16 protein-coding genes and 1 tRNA gene are annotated in these 17,031 nt (G+C 64.8%); all 17 read right to left on the reverse strand.

Going from position 1 to position 17,031, the window contains the following annotated elements:
- Window positions 1-27 precede the first annotated feature (27 nt).
- The 17 genes from FB391_RS13160 to FB391_RS13235 all read right to left on the reverse strand — a co-directional run bounded on the left by FB391_RS13160 (window position 28) and on the right by FB391_RS13235 (window position 16,988).
- Window positions 28-471 carry a GNAT family N-acetyltransferase gene (locus FB391_RS13160; protein WP_246093519.1) on the reverse strand — a complete coding sequence of 148 codons (444 nt, stop codon included), beginning with the start codon at window positions 469-471 and terminating at the stop codon, window positions 28-30.
- A gap of 86 nt (window positions 472-557) precedes the next feature.
- A complete protein-coding gene (locus FB391_RS13165) occupies window positions 558-1,175 on the reverse strand; it encodes a VOC family protein (RefSeq protein ID WP_246093508.1) in 618 nt (205 codons plus the stop codon).
- An 831-nt stretch (window positions 1,176-2,006) separates the two neighbouring features.
- Window positions 2,007-3,539, reverse strand: coding sequence for a family 43 glycosylhydrolase (locus FB391_RS13170; RefSeq protein ID WP_185843060.1), 1,533 nt, complete (start codon window positions 3,537-3,539; stop codon window positions 2,007-2,009).
- Between the two features lie 394 nt (window positions 3,540-3,933).
- Complete coding sequence (locus FB391_RS13175; RefSeq protein ID WP_185843061.1) at window positions 3,934-4,200, reverse strand: ArsR family transcriptional regulator; 267 nt, start codon at window positions 4,198-4,200, stop codon at window positions 3,934-3,936.
- 35 nt (window positions 4,201-4,235) lie between these two features.
- Window positions 4,236-5,171 carry a 3,5-dioxohexanoate:acetyl-CoA acetone transferase gene (gene kce / locus FB391_RS13180; protein WP_141894996.1) on the reverse strand — a complete coding sequence of 312 codons (936 nt, stop codon included), beginning with the start codon at window positions 5,169-5,171 and terminating at the stop codon, window positions 4,236-4,238.
- A gap of 117 nt (window positions 5,172-5,288) precedes the next feature.
- The gene (locus tag FB391_RS13185; protein ID WP_141894998.1) at window positions 5,289-6,530 is read right to left on the reverse strand and encodes a GDSL-type esterase/lipase family protein; all 1,242 of its coding nucleotides are present in this window, start codon (window positions 6,528-6,530) and stop codon (window positions 5,289-5,291) included.
- A 97-nt stretch (window positions 6,531-6,627) separates the two neighbouring features.
- On the reverse strand, window positions 6,628-8,277 hold the full coding sequence (locus FB391_RS13190) for a bifunctional 3-(3-hydroxy-phenyl)propionate/3-hydroxycinnamic acid hydroxylase (RefSeq protein WP_185843062.1): 1,650 nt from the start codon (window positions 8,275-8,277) through the stop codon (window positions 6,628-6,630).
- Entirely contained in the window at window positions 8,264-9,292 is a 1,029-nt protein-coding gene (locus tag FB391_RS13195; RefSeq protein WP_185843063.1) for an amidohydrolase family protein, read from the reverse strand. Before FB391_RS13195 ends, FB391_RS13190 begins: the two co-directional genes overlap by 14 nt.
- 100 nt (window positions 9,293-9,392) lie before the next feature.
- Window positions 9,393-10,166, reverse strand: a complete 774-nt coding sequence (locus FB391_RS13200; protein ID WP_185843064.1) for an HpcH/HpaI aldolase family protein — start codon at window positions 10,164-10,166, stop codon at window positions 9,393-9,395.
- Complete coding sequence (locus FB391_RS19710; RefSeq protein ID WP_185843065.1) at window positions 10,166-11,017, reverse strand: cupin domain-containing protein; 852 nt, start codon at window positions 11,015-11,017, stop codon at window positions 10,166-10,168. Before FB391_RS19710 ends, FB391_RS13200 begins: the two co-directional genes overlap by 1 nt.
- A complete protein-coding gene (locus FB391_RS13205; RefSeq protein WP_141895006.1) occupies window positions 11,014-11,922 on the reverse strand; it encodes a VOC family protein in 909 nt (302 codons plus the stop codon). The genes FB391_RS19710 and FB391_RS13205 overlap by 4 nt, the downstream gene beginning before the upstream one ends.
- Entirely contained in the window at window positions 11,919-12,392 is a 474-nt protein-coding gene (locus FB391_RS13210; protein WP_141895009.1) for a nuclear transport factor 2 family protein, read from the reverse strand. The genes FB391_RS13205 and FB391_RS13210 overlap by 4 nt, the downstream gene beginning before the upstream one ends.
- 134 nt (window positions 12,393-12,526) lie before the next feature.
- Window positions 12,527-13,435 carry a LysR family transcriptional regulator gene (locus tag FB391_RS13215; protein WP_185843066.1) on the reverse strand — a complete coding sequence of 303 codons (909 nt, stop codon included), beginning with the start codon at window positions 13,433-13,435 and terminating at the stop codon, window positions 12,527-12,529.
- 203 nt (window positions 13,436-13,638) lie between these two features.
- The gene (locus FB391_RS13220) at window positions 13,639-14,847 is read right to left on the reverse strand and encodes a carboxylesterase family protein (protein ID WP_185843067.1); all 1,209 of its coding nucleotides are present in this window, start codon (window positions 14,845-14,847) and stop codon (window positions 13,639-13,641) included.
- The gene (locus FB391_RS20110) at window positions 14,844-15,149 is read right to left on the reverse strand and encodes a carboxylesterase family protein (RefSeq protein ID WP_141895015.1); all 306 of its coding nucleotides are present in this window, start codon (window positions 15,147-15,149) and stop codon (window positions 14,844-14,846) included. The genes FB391_RS13220 and FB391_RS20110 overlap by 4 nt, the downstream gene beginning before the upstream one ends.
- A 25-nt stretch (window positions 15,150-15,174) precedes the next feature.
- A complete protein-coding gene (locus FB391_RS13230; RefSeq protein WP_141895017.1) occupies window positions 15,175-16,344 on the reverse strand; it encodes an MFS transporter in 1,170 nt (389 codons plus the stop codon).
- Between the two features lie 555 nt (window positions 16,345-16,899).
- Window positions 16,900-16,988: transfer RNA gene (locus tag FB391_RS13235), tRNA-Ser, on the reverse strand.
- Window positions 16,989-17,031: the final 43 nt, after the last annotated feature.

Here is a 17,031-nt window from a genome sequence, read left to right on the forward strand (position 1 = left end):
GCGCCTCAGCAGCGAGATCCGTCCCGCTCAGGCGTGGCGGTAGCGACTGACCCAGAGGCCGGGAACCGGCTCGAAGTCGGATTGGTGCACGAACCCGAGCGACTCGTAGAGCGCGCGAGCGGGCGTGTTGTCGCGTCCGGTGGCCACCACCGTGATGGGCGCGAGCGACATCACCTCGAGCACGAGCGCGGTGCCGAGGCCTTTACGGTGATGCGCTGGGCTGATCATGAGGCGGTCGAGGTCGACGACGTCCTGGTCGATCGCATATCCGACCGCCCCCGCGATCTGCCGGTCATCGTCGAAGGAGGCGATCCATTCGAGGCCGGACGAGAGCAGGTCCGACTCCGCCTCATGGAGCGGCGGAATCCGGTCGTCACCGATCAGCTCGGCCTCGACCGCATACGCCTTGTGTTGGAGGTCGAGCAGTTGCGGGGCGTGAGCCCGGACTTCTTCAGGGGTCAATCGACGCATCCACACGGTCCCATTCTGCTTCAGGCGGTACGGCGGGAGCGCCCCCAGCCGTCATGCCGGCAATTCGGCGACCGCGCGCTCGTTCGTCAGTGCACCCCGAGGTAGTCCTCGAGCGTCTGCGGCGTCGCGTGCAACAGCGGCTCGTTCACCGGCTCGTCCGGGAACTCGCTCGCCTCGAAGAACCACCGCTTCGAAGCCGGCATGCCCCACAGCTGGGCGCGGCGCGGATCGGTGACGTCCCAGCGGATGGGCGGCACTTCGAGGTCGATGTACTGGTAGTGGGTGTTGAACAGCTCCACGCGGTGCTGGTCGGGGTCCCGCAGGTAGAGGAACAGCGCATTGCTCAGCCCGTGCCGGCCGGGGCCGCGATCGATCTCGTTGCCCGCCCCGAGCGCACCCGCGACGTCGGCGGCGTGGATGATGGCGCTCGCGTCGGGTACCGCGAACGCGAAGTGGTGCAGGCGCGGTCCGCGACCGTTCGTGAACACGAGATCGTGGGTGTTGCCCTTCACCTCCAGCCACGTGCCCCACAGTTCGTCCCCGTCGGGTGCTGCGGTGTACTCCGCCATGCGGAAGCCGAGGTTCGACCAGAAGTCGGTCGCGGTCTGCACGTCGTGCGTCACGACCTGGAAGTGGTCGATGCGCTGCGGAGCACCGGCCGTGAACTCGTGGAACGACTGGTACTTGCGCTCGACGACCTCCATCGAGACTGGAAGCCGGCAACCCGCGAGCGAGTTGCTCACCGACGGGCGTGAGGCCAACGCAGAATGCCACAGTCGATTGACCATCCGGCCGAACCGGCGGACGACCGGGCCATCTTCCACCGCCTCGTGCCCACAGTTGAGCCGGATCGAAACAGGCCGAAGCAGAGGAAACCAACCCAGAAACGCCTCAGAAGGGCGTCAAACCGGGCGAAAACTTGCGGAGACGGAGGGATTTGAACTCCGCCTGACAAGATCCTGCTCGGTCGGTCTCATTCCTTCAGCGCCGGGACTCCGCGGAACCTCAGCTGCTTCTCTCCGTCCCATCCGGCTCCCGGTCAGTGTCACTCCAGCACGTTCGTGGGCACGACGTGGGCACAGTACCCAACGATTCGCCGGGCGAACTTGTGCACCTGATGGGCTGTGGCGACCAGACGTCACTGACCAGTCTGCATCGAGACATCGGCGTCGGGGACTCCGCCTTAGCAGGATGACATCGGCAATCCGTGTCGCGTCGACTCGATGGGCAGGCTTCCGCGGCATCGCACGGATTCACCCATTCACCTGGCGATCTCTAGGTTGCTGCACACCTGAATCGTCTGGCGCCGCCATCCTCGGGATGCTCGGGGACCCCTTGGGGAACCTTGGTCGGATGCGACAACGGGTCTCCCCCGCGCAGTTCGCGAAGATGTCGATCGGCACCCGGTCCGCTGGCCGCGGCGGGATTAGGGCTCGCATCATGGGTTCTAGGGATGACGGACTCAAGCACGATCCGTGAGGTGGGTCTCCAGGTCGCCATCCCTTTCGAGTCGACGGTGGTGGACGGCGCACCCTTCAGAGGCCGCGGGCGAATCCGAGGTATGAGAGGTCGCCGAGTTCCTTGGCCTCCGGACCTGCGATCAGGTAGACCGCATGAACGCCACTGACCTCTGGCATCGGGGCGGAATATGCATCCCATCCGCCGACTGGCCCATCGATCTCGATGGTCGCAATCGGCTGAGCGCTTCGCGGGTCGTCTAGGACGACATCCACTCGACCGCGCACGGTCGGCTTGATCTGGATGCTCACCTGAACGGCCGAGGCGGGGTCAGTGCCGAAGTCGAGGTACTTGTACCCGACGACGCTTCCGGCCCGCAGGCTGGTCACCACGGGCAGCACGCCTTCAGGGTTGTCGTAGTCGCGCTGCACGATGACGGGCGCATTCTTGCCACTAGCGCCCTTTCGGTCGGTCAAGTGGCACGCCATGTACGCCGGCCAGCGATGGAACGCGTCGAGGGGCTTGGTGCTGAAACCCATGGACGTGTGTTCCGCGTGCTCGAATTCGCCGTCGGCTGTGCGGGCCAGGGGCACAGCACAGGCGGCGCGGCCGGCTTTTGTCGGGCGGTGATAGATCTGGTACCACTGCTCGTCGACGTGGAACATGCCGCCGTGGATGTTACCGACGTGGTCGGTGGCGGCCGTCTGGCCGCGGAGTCGCACGTTGCCCAGCGAGACCAGCGGCCCCTTCGGCACAAAGGGCCCCTCCGGTTTGTCTGCGACGGCGTAGTACAGCCCGTTGAAACCGCCATCGCCGGTGGCGTAGTAGCTGAGCACGAACCGGCCGTCGACCTCGCGGATCGATGGTCCGTTGACGAAGTGGGCGTCCTTACGGCGGCCGAACAGCTTGCTGCGGATCAACTGGCCAGGCTTGGCCCGGAATATCTCGGTGGCGTAGCCGCCTGCGGCGTTCTTGACGACGGTGCGCATATCCCGCAGATCGAGTTCCACAACGTAGCAGTTGATGAGACCGAAGTAGAGGAACAGCCGCCCGTCATGGAGCATCACCGCCGGGTCGTATGGGTACTCCTTAAACCTGATTCCCCGTCGGCTGATCGCCGCCTGCCCGCCTTTGAACGCCATGTCACCGTCGTCGAGCCCGTCCTTTCCGTCATGCCAACCGTCGGGCTTCGCGCTATCCGGGTAACGCACCCGCCCCACATACCCGAAAGGACCGATCGGAGAATCCGCAACCGCCACCGCTATCCCCGACCGGGAGGCACCGATGCCGTAGTAGAGGTAGTACTTCCCGTCCACCTCGACCACATCCGGTGCGAAGAGGTGCGACTTCAACATCCCGAGCATGCCGCCACCCGTCGTCGCCGCTCGCGCGAACGGATCCTGGTCGCGCCGATAGATCACACCCTCGTACCGCCACTTGCTCAGATCTGACAGCGGCGCCGAGTAACAGACGTAGTCGCCCGAGCACATCACCGGCGCAGCCTCAGCCAGGTCGTGCGATCCGTACACGTAGACCCGATCACCGAAGACGCGCGGCTCACCATCGGGCACATACTCCGACGCCGGAAGGAACGGGTTGATCGACGACACGAGAGTGCCGTCCGCAACTGGCGCGGAACCGTTGGGGGGCCTAGCGGGTGTCGCACTGGACGACCGTAGCCCGGACGCGGCTGCGGGGGCGTCAGGTGACGGCTCTGTCATGGGAGAGTCCCTTCATTTCGATGGCGCGCCTCAGTTTCATCATCTCTACCGCGTGGCACTTGAACTGGGCCGGCAACTCGAGCATTGGATCAAACGACAATGACGACCTCGACGCGGGCGCGGCGGGCACGGGTCGACCGATCTGCCATGGATGGTTCGGGACAAGCCATTGAACCTGTGCCACAAACAACGCCCGATCGCCGTCGGCGCGGTCACCTGAGCGGCGACTCGGCGTCCACGAAGGGGTACAGCCAATCCTCGAGATGGGTGAAGTGCCGCAGATTCAAATAGTGCAGCTTCCGGTGCCCACTCCGCCGAAGACAACAACACCCGCGTCGTGAAGGATCGAAAGATGGCGGGACGCTGAGAAGCGAGAAAGCTCGGTCTGAGCCGCCAGCCCCGCGATGGAACGTGCGGGTCCGTCTTCTACATCTTGAAGGAGCAGTGCACGCAGCAGCGCCAGGCGATCGCCGTTCGCGAGCGCCTGGAACGTCCGTGTCAGATCGACTGCGTCGGAGGCGGCGTGCGGCTCTTCCTCTCTTGCGCTCACATGGACCTTCACGAGCTGCGGGCGATGACGGAGGACTAGATCGCGGTGGCGCCGGCGCCCTTGAGAGCGAGCATCGCGCGCGCCTCGTCCGGAGTTGCGACTTCCTTGCCCAGATCTTGAAGAACCTGGACGATCTTCTCGACCTGCTGGGCGTTGGAGGTCGCCTTGACACCCTTCTCGATGAAGAGGTTGTCCTCCAGACCGACTCTGACATGTCCGCCCAGCTCGGCGTTGTGCGTAGCGAACTCCATCTGCTTGCGTCCCGCCGCGAACGCGGAGAAGTGGTAGTCATCGCCGAACAACTTGTCGGCGATCTTCACCATGTGCGCGAGATTCTCGTAGTCGGCGCCGATCCCTCCCAGGATCCCGAAGACGCCCTGGATCAGGAAGGGCGGCTTGGCCAGCCCCCGCTCCGCGAAGTGTGCGAGGGAGTACAGGTGGCCGATGTCGTAGCACTCGAACTCGAAGCGGGTACCGCCCCGCTCCCCCAGTTCCCGAAGGGTGTACTCGATCATGTCGAAAGTATTTTGGAACGGGTGTGAGTACGTGCTGAGCACATAGTCTCGCTCCCACCCGAAACGCCACTTCTCGATCCGATCCGCGATCCCCGAGAACACGAAGTTCATCGAACCCATATTCAGCGACGCCAGTTCTGGACTGAACCGGGACGCCGCAGCGAGCCGCTGTTCGATGGTCATGGCCATCGACCCGCCGGTGGAGATATTCACCACTGCGTCCGTCTCGGCGGCGATGCGAGGGAGGAACTCAGCGAACACCTCGGGCTCGAATGCGGGCCGCCCATCAGCGGCTCGTCGCGCGTGCAGATGGATGATTGCCGCTCCCGCACGAGCAGCGCCGATGGCGGCATCCGCGATCTCGTCCGGTGTGATCGGCAGATACTCGCTCATGCTCGGCACGTGCACTGAGCCCGTCACGGCCGCCGACACGATCACTTTCTCAGCGCGAATCATTCTCGCCCTCCTCGTCGCCACGCTCTCATGAGCGAGGGTGATGGTGCTCTGGAGTGCTCGTAGGCGGCGGTGCTACCGCCGCCTACGCGCATGCCTCCCGAGACTTATGGATTTCGGTCAGTTGAACGTGTCCGCGTCGATCGACTCAGCGATCGCGAGATGCCCAGCGGGGTTCGGCCCGAACTGGTTGGCGCTGCGGAATTCCTCGCGGTACTGCCGATTGTCTTCGGGGTCGCGCATGAGGCCGTCGATGTCGATGACCCCGTCGAACTCGCCCGATTCGAGCATCCAGCGGTTGAGGTCCTCCCTGATCGCGTCCTTCTCTTCGCTGTAGTAGCCGGGCGCAGGCACCCCGCGGAACGGTGGCATGGTCGCCGCCAGCACCTTGATACCGCGGACGTGCGCCTTGGCGATCAGCTGGCGATAGGCCGCCTGGAGCGATTCGACGGTGATCCCCAGCGTGTCGCCCGAGTGGTCGTCCGCTGCATCGTCGGATCGCGACCCGTCCGCCTTCAGTGAGACCGTGCCGGCGGTAGCGATGTCCTGTCGAGCTTCCGACACGATGATGTGCGACACACCCGGTAGCGTCGCGACCTCTCGGTCGAAGGTCGCGACCACCCCTTGCCTGCCCGACGGCGCGTGACCGTTGGCGAGGCTTCCGCCCCGCGCCGACAGGTTGACGATCGAGACCTGCTGAGCTTCGCGCTCTGTGTTGAGTCGCCGGGAGAGGTAATCGGGCCACACGCCGAGACCATCGGTGTAGGTGGTGCCGAGCACGGCCACAGTACTCACGCCTTCCTTCGCCAAGACGTCGATCCGCGAGAGGAACGGCAGGTGGACCCCCGGCGTAGTACCGGGAAGGCCGGCCACGGAGGTGAAGTCCCCTTCTTCCGAGATCTCGACTCGTGCGAAGTCGGGCACCGGTACCGCCAGCGGGTGCGTCAGGGGCAGCTCGGGGCCTTGGACGAGGACGGCGCTTTCGGACAGTGTCTCGTTTGGCAGGTAGAGCTTTACGGAGATGTGCTGCCCCGGCTCGACGTCCATGGAGACCTCGTTGCTCAGCACGACCGCACCCGCGGGGATCTCGATCCCGCGCTGTCCCCCGAACGAGAGCGGCGTCGGGTGGTTCTCGACGCCCTGCGTGTCGAATGTCGAGATCGATGCAGCACCCACTCGGATGGGTGTCGTCCCATACTCGTTGGAGAGTGCGATCCGAATCGCCTGTCCGCCGACGCTCGCCTCGATGCGGAGCCGAACGGTCTGATTGTCGAAGACCTGTGGGGCGGGATGCCGGGCGATCGGCCCCGCCCATGCGGCGACCCAGTTCCCCGTTGAAAGGGGGTTGGCAAGTGTGTTCATGATCTTTCCTTTTCGCTGACGAGGTGGTGTCCCGCCGTGGAGTGTGTCGGAGTGGAGGGATGGGATGCCGAAACGACTGGAGGCGCTGAGGGCTGGCTCAGCCTGCGACCGCGTGCGCACGGTCGATTGCCCACCCGTGAGACTCCAGCGTGTCTCCGAGCGAATCGAGCAGCGCAGGTACGTCGTCGATCGTCGGCGCTGCGCCGAAGACGTAGTGGTCGGGGCGAACGAGGAACGCCCTCTGGCCGGTGGCCTGGAACCAGGCGTCGTAGTCGCCGTCGATATCGATGTAGTGGCCGGATCCGGCCGCGCGTGACACATGGACCACCTGCATCGACAGTTCTGCGACGAGCGCCTTCTGCGACTCGCTGAGCAGGTCCTCCGAGACCGGATGCCGAGTGATCAGCTTCCAGCCAGGCTCGACGAACTCGTCGAGCAGGTCGACTCGACCCTGCCATCCGACGCGCGCCTGCAGAGACGGCCTGCCTTCGGCGGGAATCGCGGCCGGGTGGTCCGCGTCACGCACTACACCGACCCCCAGACGGGGGAAGACCTGGCTGGCGTTCTGCGCACCGCCCACTCTGAGCTCCTCGCGAAGTACCTCGGACTCACCGGCTGCGGGCATCACCATCGCGCCCATGGCCATGGCCATGCGGATGATGCCGGTGGCCTGCGGCTCACGCTCGCTGGCATATGTGTCGAGGAAAGCGGCGTCGGCCTTCCCTCGCAGAACGGCGTCGAGCTTCCAGGACAGATTGGCAGCGTCACGGATACCGGCGCAGACACCCTGACCCATGAAGGGAACCGTTGTGTGCGCGGCGTCGCCTACCAGGAACACCCGCCCTTGGCGCCACTGTGTAGCGACGGTGCACTCGAACTTGTACACAGAGTTGCGTGCGATACGTCCCATGTCCGGCGTGAGTCCGAACTTCGCCAGGAAGGACCAGGCGGTCTCCTCTTTCTCGAGGTAGTCGCGGGTTCCGCCTTCGAGCTTGCAGACCTCCACGCGGGAGATGCGCCCCCCGGTCCAACGACCGAAGGTGATGATGTGGTTGTCGTCGAGCAGGTGCCCCGCTTCTCCAAGCGGCACTTCCACATCGGGATCGTTGTATTCGAAGTCGATGGCCAAGTCCTCGAGGATGGGGAAGCCGAGGTCACGCTTGTCGACTCCGAGCCGCTGGCGCACGAAGCTGTTGGATCCGTCGGCGCCGACGATGAACGCGGCATCGATCGTGCAGGTCGCGCCGTCTGGCTCGTCGCTGTCACGGACAATCAACTGTGCTGCATCGGCGGTCTGCGCAATGTCCACGGCAGTGGTGTTCATGAGTACCTGAACACCCAGCGCCTGGCCGCGCGCGTCGATGTGGTCCTCCACCTCGGGTTGGTGGAAGAGATAGCTCTTGTGCCATCCAGAGCCGGCATCCCCGTCCTTCAGGGCAGCAAGAACCTCGTTCGTCGAGGAGACTGCCTGGTAGGAATTCATCTTGCGGACCAGCAGTTCGACTTCACGGGCGATGCCGAGCTGCTGGAACGTGCGCATCGTCTCGCCATCGAAATGACCGGCACGTGGCTTGTCGTAGCGCTGCGGGAATCGTTCGACCACGACGACGCGATGGCCGGCCTGCGCGAGTAGGGCAGCGAACGTGATTCCGACCGGTCCGTACCCCACCACCGCGACATCGCAGGACAGCCGATCGGGAAGTTGGCGTGCGGCGCTCGAGGTCGAGATGGCGTCAGATGTGGACATTGCTCTTCTCCTTGTGGTGCTCAGATCGGGTGTGGTCGGGCGCGTGCTGGACGGGATGGTCACTTCTGGTGAACCGTGGGAAGAGCCGTTCGGCGTTGTCCCGCTCGATGGCTTGGCGCGCACGGTCGTCCAATACGTCAGAGGCCAGCAACTGCTGGATGTTCTCGGTGATGAGTGCTTCGGTCGCAGCGCCATAGTCGGTGCCGAAGAGGATCTGCTCGTAGCCGGTGACTTCGAAAGTGGGCAGCAGCGAGTTGGGGCTGGCCGCCAGCGCTGTTTCGTAGAAGAAGCCGCGCAGCACCGTTTCCACGTGTTGCGCGTCGACCTGGGCATCATGTGGGCCCTGACCGAGGCCGAGATGGCCGGCGATACGCCAGGCGAGCGTCGGCAGCACCCCGCCGCAGTGCGCGAGGACCAGCTTCAGCCCAGGATGCCGTTGGAACACCCCAGTGAGGATCGCGTTCGTGATGTTGCGGGCCGTGTCCATGGGGAATTCGACGAAGGAACCGGCCCGGCCCAGGTTGAGGTCGGGGTGAACACAGTCGATGGGGTGCACGAAGAGCGGGATCTCACGCCGTCCCAGCTCGGCCAGGATCGGTTCCAGATAGGCATCACCGAAGTAGGCACCGCCGACGTTCGAGGACACAGCCACACCGTCGAGGTTCAGGACGTCCAGCGCGTACTCGATTTCGTCGAGGGCAGCGTCGGTGCTGTTGAAAGGCAACGTCGCGAACGCGCCGAACCGCCCGGGGTGACGGGTTGTCACGTCGGCCATTGCCTCATTCAGCTCCCGAACCAGTGGCGCGGGAAAGGCGGGGTCCGTCGCGTTGCCGCGAAGGCTGAATGGGAGGGACAGCATCTGGGAGGCGATGTCGTGGCGATCCATGAATTCGATCGCTGCTTCCGGTGCCCACAGTGGCACCGGGAAGTTCTTGGGGATGAGGCCCGACTGCGTGAGCAGTCGGTAGCCGACCTCCCCCATGTAGTGGCTGTGCACATCGATGCGGCGGCCCATCATGGCTCCTGTCGTTGGTTCTTCGTGGTCTTGATTCGAGTCAGCGGCCTCTGTGGCCGCGCAGTGCGCGTGCCGCTCGAGCGGCCGCCTCGCGAGCGCATCATGGCGTTCCTACGACGGGCCGCGGGATCCCGGCGGAATCAACCACCGCTCGCGCAGCGGCGCCCAGCATGGTCGCGTCGTTTCCGGCGATGACGGCGCTGAACCCTCGGTGCGCGAACTCGGCTGCTGCGCTCCCGTCAGCGCTGCCTGCGATGGCGCACGGAACGTCGTGCGCCAAGCACTGGTCGAGGACCTCGAGCATGTGAGCAGCCACCTGCGGGTGGTCCATAGTCAAACCGAGCGACATGGAGAGGTCCGCAGCGCCCACGAGTACGCCGTCAACGGCCTGCTGGGCCAACATGCTGGGTAGCGCCGCCAGCCCAGCTGCAGATTCGATCTGCACGATGACCTTGACCCGTTCGGCGCTTGCGACGTAGTCAGCGGGGCCGCGGAGATTCCACCCCCCCGCGCGAGACGTGGGGCCCATCCCGCGCCGACCGCGTGGCTCGAAGCGGGCAGCGCTTCGGACGCGAAGGGCCTGGTCGAGGGAATCGACGTGCGGAACGACGATGCCGTGAGCTCCGAAGTCGAGACAGCGCTGTATCCACGTCGGCGACTGGTCGGGGATCCGGACGAAGGGAACCAGTCCGCGTCCGAGAGCGACGCTCGTGAGCACCGATGCTGTCTCTATCGAGAGCGAGGAGTGTTCGAGGTCGATGACGACGAGGTCCATGCCGGCCTCCGCCATCAGTTCGATCGACTCGATCGCCGGCAGCTTGATCCACGTTCCCAGCGCGGCGCGGTCAGCCGGTAGCCCCGGAAAGACGTTCATCAGGATGCGTCCGCGTAGTTGGTGGAATTGAGCACCCATCCCTGCTCGACGAAGTCCTTCCGTACCGGACAGAAGATATCGATCAGTCTGTTGAGTCCGGGTCCGATGGCTTCGCTGGTGTGAATCACCGGTGGCGGGATGATCGTGAGGGATGGGCTTCCGACTGCACGGTGCTCGTCTTCTCGCCACTCGGGCCTCTTGGGGCCCCAAGGGGTTCGGAGGTGGTGGATCCATTCCCCGTCGATCGCCAGAGAGCCCTGCTCGAAGTCATCGTGATGATGCGGTGACAGCCGGTCTGGGTCACGGGGGCCCTGCTGCGGGTCGAGAATGTTCACCAGGAACGTCTCCGAGCGGAAGATCGTTCCGAATCGTCCCGGTTCCGGCGCGTACTCAGACAACAGGAACACTTCGGGACCCGTGCTGGGATGCGTGCGTGGCGCCACGACAAGTTCCGCAACCCTGGGATCGGGTTCCTGATACGTGCCGACGTTGAGACCCTTGCCCACGGTGGAGGCGTCTCGGGTATCGACAAGGTGGACGAACCGCGTGGCGCGATGGACAAGAATTCGGGCAGAACCGGGCGGAAGGACCACGACGGCCGCATCAACCACTCTCACCTTCTCCCCATGCGTCTCGATCTCGATGTCGACGTCCTCATCGGGGATGATCACGACGTGCTCGACGTCGGCACCGGCGGTCAGCGAGTCGCCGGCCCGTGCCTCCACGTAGTCGAGGGTGTAGTTGTGACCTCGCACTGCCCACTGTCGGCCGCCCGCAGGGGTCGGATCCGACGGTTCCCTGGCGAACTCGATGTACTGGGGCGACGCGATCGCCGTGGCCGCGTCGATCATGGAGCTTTCCTCAGAGCCGAGGGCGCCGCCACGTCGACTCGCTTGGCCATCCACGCTTCGGGAATGCTGGATCCCCATTCGTCGACGCCACGCTGATCGTCGAGCGACCAGACCTGGGGTCCGTTCCAGCGCGGGTCTTGCCCGATCCGGATCATTCCGGTTCCCAGCTCGACCATCATTCCCGAGACGTCTTCGATGTAGGCGAAGATGCTGCCCCCGGTACCGTGCCGGCCCATCCCCCAGACGAGGAAGTGCGATTCGTCGACGAAGTTGTCCACCCGGTCGACGATCTCTTGGGCATTGTCGTACTCGTACGAGATGTGGTGCAAGCGAGTGTCTTCGGTCTTCAGCACCGCAACACCGTGGTGAAGTGCGCCATCGACCGGGCAGTGCAGCCAGCCGATCAGCGGGTCTTCCGGGCTGCCAATCCAATCGGAGTTCCGCATTCCGAGGCCGTCCACGAAGAACTGGATGAGGCGCGCGGGGTCGGGCGTCCCGAGGTTGAAATGTGAGAAGTGCTCAGGCTGCGCGAGACCCGGGGTCGGGGCGTGCTCGATCTGGTGGAGGGTCGAATGGATGAGCAGGCCGATTCCGCCGGCTGCTTCGACGATGTGCGCAGTGTCGGCACCGGCGACTTCAACGGTGCCGAGGTCTCGCGCACCCGCGCGAATCGCGCGATCGACGTCGCCGGTGACGTCGTCCGATTCGAAATTGAGGGTTTGCAGAACTGTCCGTTCGTCCTCTGATGCGACGAGGACCAGATCGTGGTGTGAAGCGCGCGCCCGAAGGTAGGCACTGCTGCCACGTCGCTCAGTGACCGTGAGGCCGATGTGATCCGCAAAGAAACCGATCGATGCCTCCAGATCGGGCACTTCGAGGGTGATGGATGCAACGCGCGTGATCATGCGTCTACCTTTCGCTGGCGTGGGGTTTCGGTTGCTTGGGGCTGAGTGGGGACGGCGAACTCGGCGTCCGTCTCCATGAACTGGTTGGTGATCGTGCGACTCGCGATCAAGAGGCCTGCGGACGTGCGCACGAATCGGTCGCGCACGTCGGAGATGGCCACCGGGGTGACCCGTGGCCGGGGCCCGACGCCGTCCTGGGCGTATAGGCACAGCGCGGACATGACCTCAGCGGTATTGCCTTCAAGGCGGGTGATGTGGACGTTGCTGATGATGTGCCGGCTGACGCGCGGTCCTCGGGCCGCTCTCCCGCGGTAGACGCTCTGGATCGCGGTCCGACCCTCGAATCGCGCAGACCCGAAAGTCAGATCCGCATCGGGAGTGAAGAAGAGATGTGCGTCGGCTCCGTCTCGGTGGTCGACCTCGAACCAGAGCGCGGCGAGCACATCGGCAATAGCCTGACTCGAGATCATCTTCGACCACCTACGTCATTGGAGAACGCTCGCAAGAACGAGCCGTGATGACGATCGTCGTTCCTCGCCGCATACGCATCAACGACCAATAGCCGAAGGACTGATCGGCTGCGGCTATGAATGCCCGCCGTCACTCAGATGGCGTTGATCACCTCGGTGGTCACCGCGCGCAGTGCACCGAGCATCTGCGAAACCTCGCGGGTGGCCGTCGCCGTCAGGACGATCGCGCACACGCTGATCCCCACGCCCTCATCAGCCACTCTGCGAAAAGCGAGGCCTGGGACACGATTCAGGCCCACCGCAGGTGCAGGATGAACGCCGATGCCGTAACCACGCGCAACGTGTAAGGACACAGCGTCGTAGTGGGATACCTCCGAAACCGAGCCCATGTCGATCCCAGCTCCGATGAAGGCCCGCTCTATGCGCGCAAATGCCATCTGGTTGTCAGTGCGGGGTGAGACGATCAGCGGCCGGCCGGCGAGTTCGCGCAATGAGATCGGAGACCTGGGCTCGGCAAGCGAGTCGTCGTCGCGGAGGATTGCCACCAACGGCGCGGTGGCCAGGACAACCTGGGTTATCTGATCATTGACCGAGGGTTCCCAGCACAGTCCGACATCGATGGCGCCGGATTGCAAGGCCGCTATCTGCTCGTGCGTGTGCATGGCGAGGGGGCGCCACGAGGGCGGTGCACCTGGCCCCGCGTGGGCGGTCAAGCGGACGAGGCCGGGAAGCAGCGCCTGGCCGAGTTCGGGAGTATGCCCCAACCGAAGCTCGCCACGGTGGTGCCCGTCCGCGACAGCCTTCGCGTACTCCTGGTGGAGTGCTGCGTAGGCCGGTCGCAGGTTCGCGAGTACCCGGCCACCGAAATCAGTGATCGAGACTCGACGCGTCGTTCGATAGAACAGTGGCGCGCCGAGAGCTGTCTCCAAACGCACGATTGACTCGCTGACGCTCGACTGCTTGATCCGCAGCACCATCGCCGCGCGGCCGAAATGGAGCTCGTCCGCGACGGCGAAGAAGATCTCCAAGTCACGCAGATTCACGAGCGACCTCCTCGAACAGATGCCCTTGCGTAAGTCTGTCATCGCGCGGACGTCAACGACGCCTATGCCGACCCGTCCCCCGACCAGCGGTGCTCAGCCGGAGCGCGGCGACAAGACGATGCGTCAGTTCCCCAGGCGCCCGATATGCACAAGACCCGCGCCGAACGTTTTCCGGCGCGGGTCGTTCGCTGATGACAGGCCGCCTATACCGCCGGCGATCCGCTGAACACGTGTGGTGTACGGGAATCGGTCGTCCACGGCGCCCAACGGCCCGGCACCGCCGGCACCCCGTCACGCGCGAACGACGCCCATGCGTGCATCATCTGGCGCGATACGTCCATGCGGCGTGGGTCGGATCCGGTGAGCGGAATGCGCTCGACCGTTCCGAAGACGTACGCAAGATCCAGGCTGTGGCACGCGCCGAGAAGCCCGCCGAGCACGTCGGTGGTCTGCTCGAACTGGTAGGCCCACACGCCAGGACCGCGACCGGCGACCATGTCGGCGATGCGGACACTGCCGCCGCGAAACCCGGTCATCTCCTCGACGACGCGCGCCAGGACCAGGTGGGGCGGGTCGGCGGGAGCTGCGGCCGCCGCGGCGGCGAATCGCGCTGACCCCTCGCCGGGAGCCAACGCCTCGAGCTCGCCGACGGCCTGCTCATCGGTCATGCTCGCAGTGAACCGCGGAAACTCCGCCATCATGAAAGCCGCCTCGTGCGCGGTCCAACCGATCATCAGCGGAATGTCGTCGAAGACGGAAGACGGCGCCTCATCGAAGGGATGCTCGGGGATATCCACGTCGTCGAGAGCAGGCCCGAACCCGGGCAGGGACTCAACGGACCCGCCGACGATGGGCGAGACCTCGTCCATGACCCGTCGTTGCGCGGTCATCAGATCCTCCAGAGGAATCGACCGCAACTCGTCCAAGTCACGAGTTCCGAGCGCGCGAAGGGTCAAATCTCGCACCCTGGCCGCCAGGTCAGGCGTGGCCAACCTCCTGAGCGGGCCACTCTGCATGATGGCGCGGTGGAACAACCCTCGAGCAGCGGGCATTGCCGACAGCGTCGATACCTTGGCGCTCCCCCCTGACTGACCGAAGATCGTCACACGATCCGGATCTCCGCCGAAGGACGCGATGTTGTCGCGTACCCATCGCAGCGCTTCGACGATGTCGAGCATCCCCGCGTTCGCGGATCCTGCGACACCGCCTGCCTCCAGGGCCCGGAGATCGAGGAATCCGGTCAGTCCCAGCCGGTGAGTCACGATCACGACCACGACCTTCTCCGACTTGGCGAGGATGTCTCCATTGAAGACCATCTCGTTACCCGTGCCGTGGGTGAAGATGCCACCGTGGAGCCACACCATCACCGGATAAGGTTCGTCCAGCCGGTCCGTCGGCGCCCACACATTCACTCGCGGCAGTCCTCACTGATTGGACCGCCCTCGAGCGGCGACCCCCCACGGGGGTAGAGCATCGTGAGGACTTCCGGCATCCGCCCGTTCGAAGTCAAGCGGGTGTCGATCTGCGGCGCGGCTGGACCGAACTCGAGCGCCTCCCGAACACCGTCCCATGCTTTCACCGGAACCGGCGGCGCGAAGCGGTTCACTCCGCCCGTGCTCTCTCCGTAGCGCACACCAAGGAAACTTGTCACGCCTCCCGCAGCAATTCCTCGGATGGCGCCCGCTGAGGTGACGATATCGACGAACTCGACCATGTTCTTCTTTCTCTTGCGCGGTGCGTCAGTTGACGCGCCGGATGGGGGTGATGGCGAACGCGCCGATGACGGCCGCGAGCGCCGCGAACACGAACAGTGCGACGTAGCCGCCGGTGATCGTGATGATGACGCCTGCAACGAGCGGCGCGGCAACCTGTGGTGCGGTGGTCGCGATGTTGAGGAGACCGAGATCGCGAGCATTGTCCTCCGACCGCGGCAGCACAAGCGTCATGATCGCCTGGTCCACCGCGAGATACGCGCCGAAGAACGTGCCGACCACGATCGAGTACGCAACCATTCCCGCCCAGGTCGGGGCGAACACGGGGATGAGCGTGCCCGCCGCGATACCGAGAGAAGCAACAACGACGAACAGCTTTCGTTTGCCGAGACGGTCCGAGAGCGGACCAGAGATCAGAGTCGTGACCAATCCGCACCCCAAATTGATCGTCCCGAGTATCGCGACGCCCGTTCCGGCATCGCCGCCCGGGATGTCGTCCACTCCGATGAAGTCTGTAGGGGTGTAGAGCTGGTATGTCGACACCGTCCAGAACCCGGCCATGATGACCACGCGTGCCCAGAACGCCCACGCGAATTCATGGTCGGCGAGGCCAGCGAAGAATGTTCGCAGTGAGCGACGCGTGGCGGGGGGTTCCGCCGTGCTGCCGTCGGAGATCGTCGGGTCCGGCGCAAGGACGCTCATCGTCACCGCTGCGGTGACGAGAACCGTCCCAAGCAGCGCATACCCGGCGATCGGATTCGCAACGAAGGCAGGAGCGGCGTTGATGCCGAAGATGACACCGATTGTTGTGGCGAGGCCGGCGATCGACGACACCAATCCCCGTCGCGACTCGGGCACGCGATCCGGCATCAGGGCGGCGATGACCGCCTGGTATGCGCCCATCGACAACATCACGAGAACGTAGGCGGCCCCGAGCCAGAAGAGGTGGGTCATCCCGCCCATGAGCACCAGGCCGAGCAGCGCGATCGATGCGGAAGAGACGATCCAGGGGGTGCGTCGTCCGAAGCGACTGCGCGTACGGTCCGACATGGATCCGAACAGCGGGTTGGCGACAGCGGCGATGAGGGCGCCAGCTGTGGCCAGGAGCCCGTAGCTTCCGATTCGGCCGTCGGGATCGATTGCAGCAACCTGCGAGGGAAGCAGAATCTGCTGCATGCCGTTGAAGACCGCGTACATCGCAGCGTTCGCGAAGAAGAACGTGACGACGAAGCGAGCGCCGCCCGCGATCTTGTTGGCCCCCCCTGTCGGCGGCTCCAGCTGTGGGTGGGTGGGCGGGCGTGGGTTCGGGCAACTGCTTCTCCTCCTCCATCAGCTCGGGCCGGGCGGCGACCCAACCTCGCAGAAGGCCACGCGAACTGGGGCCGGACTCGACGGCGCGTCTTGCCAACTCAAGTACAGTGCTCGATTGGCCGCGAGAGCTACCGTGTTTCCGATACCCACGGTAAGTAGCGAGACGCGGATTCCAACCTGGTGGAGTCACGGCTCGTGCCGCCGACGAGACCGAGGGAAAGTAGCCCTCCGTCTCCATTCAGCGACGCGCGGTCGAACTGCGCGGACGCAGGCCCGAGCGACACTCATCGACCAAATGCGCACCCGCAAGCCCGACGAGTGCAGCAATCTACTCACCGCTCATCGCGGGACTGCCGTGGCTTCAACCAGGAAGCGTAAGAAATGTGGGCATCCGTGGGCAGAGCCCAACCAGAAAATGCTGTCTATCAGGGTTTTTTACTGCGGAGACGGAGGGATTTGAACCCTCGGTCCCCTTGCGAGGACTCCACCTTAGCAGGGTGGTGCACTAGGCCTGACTATGCGACGTCTCCAGGCATCCTGCACTCGAGAGCAACGGGATGCGCCCAGCAATCA

Source organism: Microbacterium kyungheense (assembly GCF_006783905.1).
In the GTDB taxonomy this organism is placed as follows: Bacteria; Actinomycetota; Actinomycetes; order Actinomycetales; family Microbacteriaceae; genus Microbacterium; species Microbacterium kyungheense.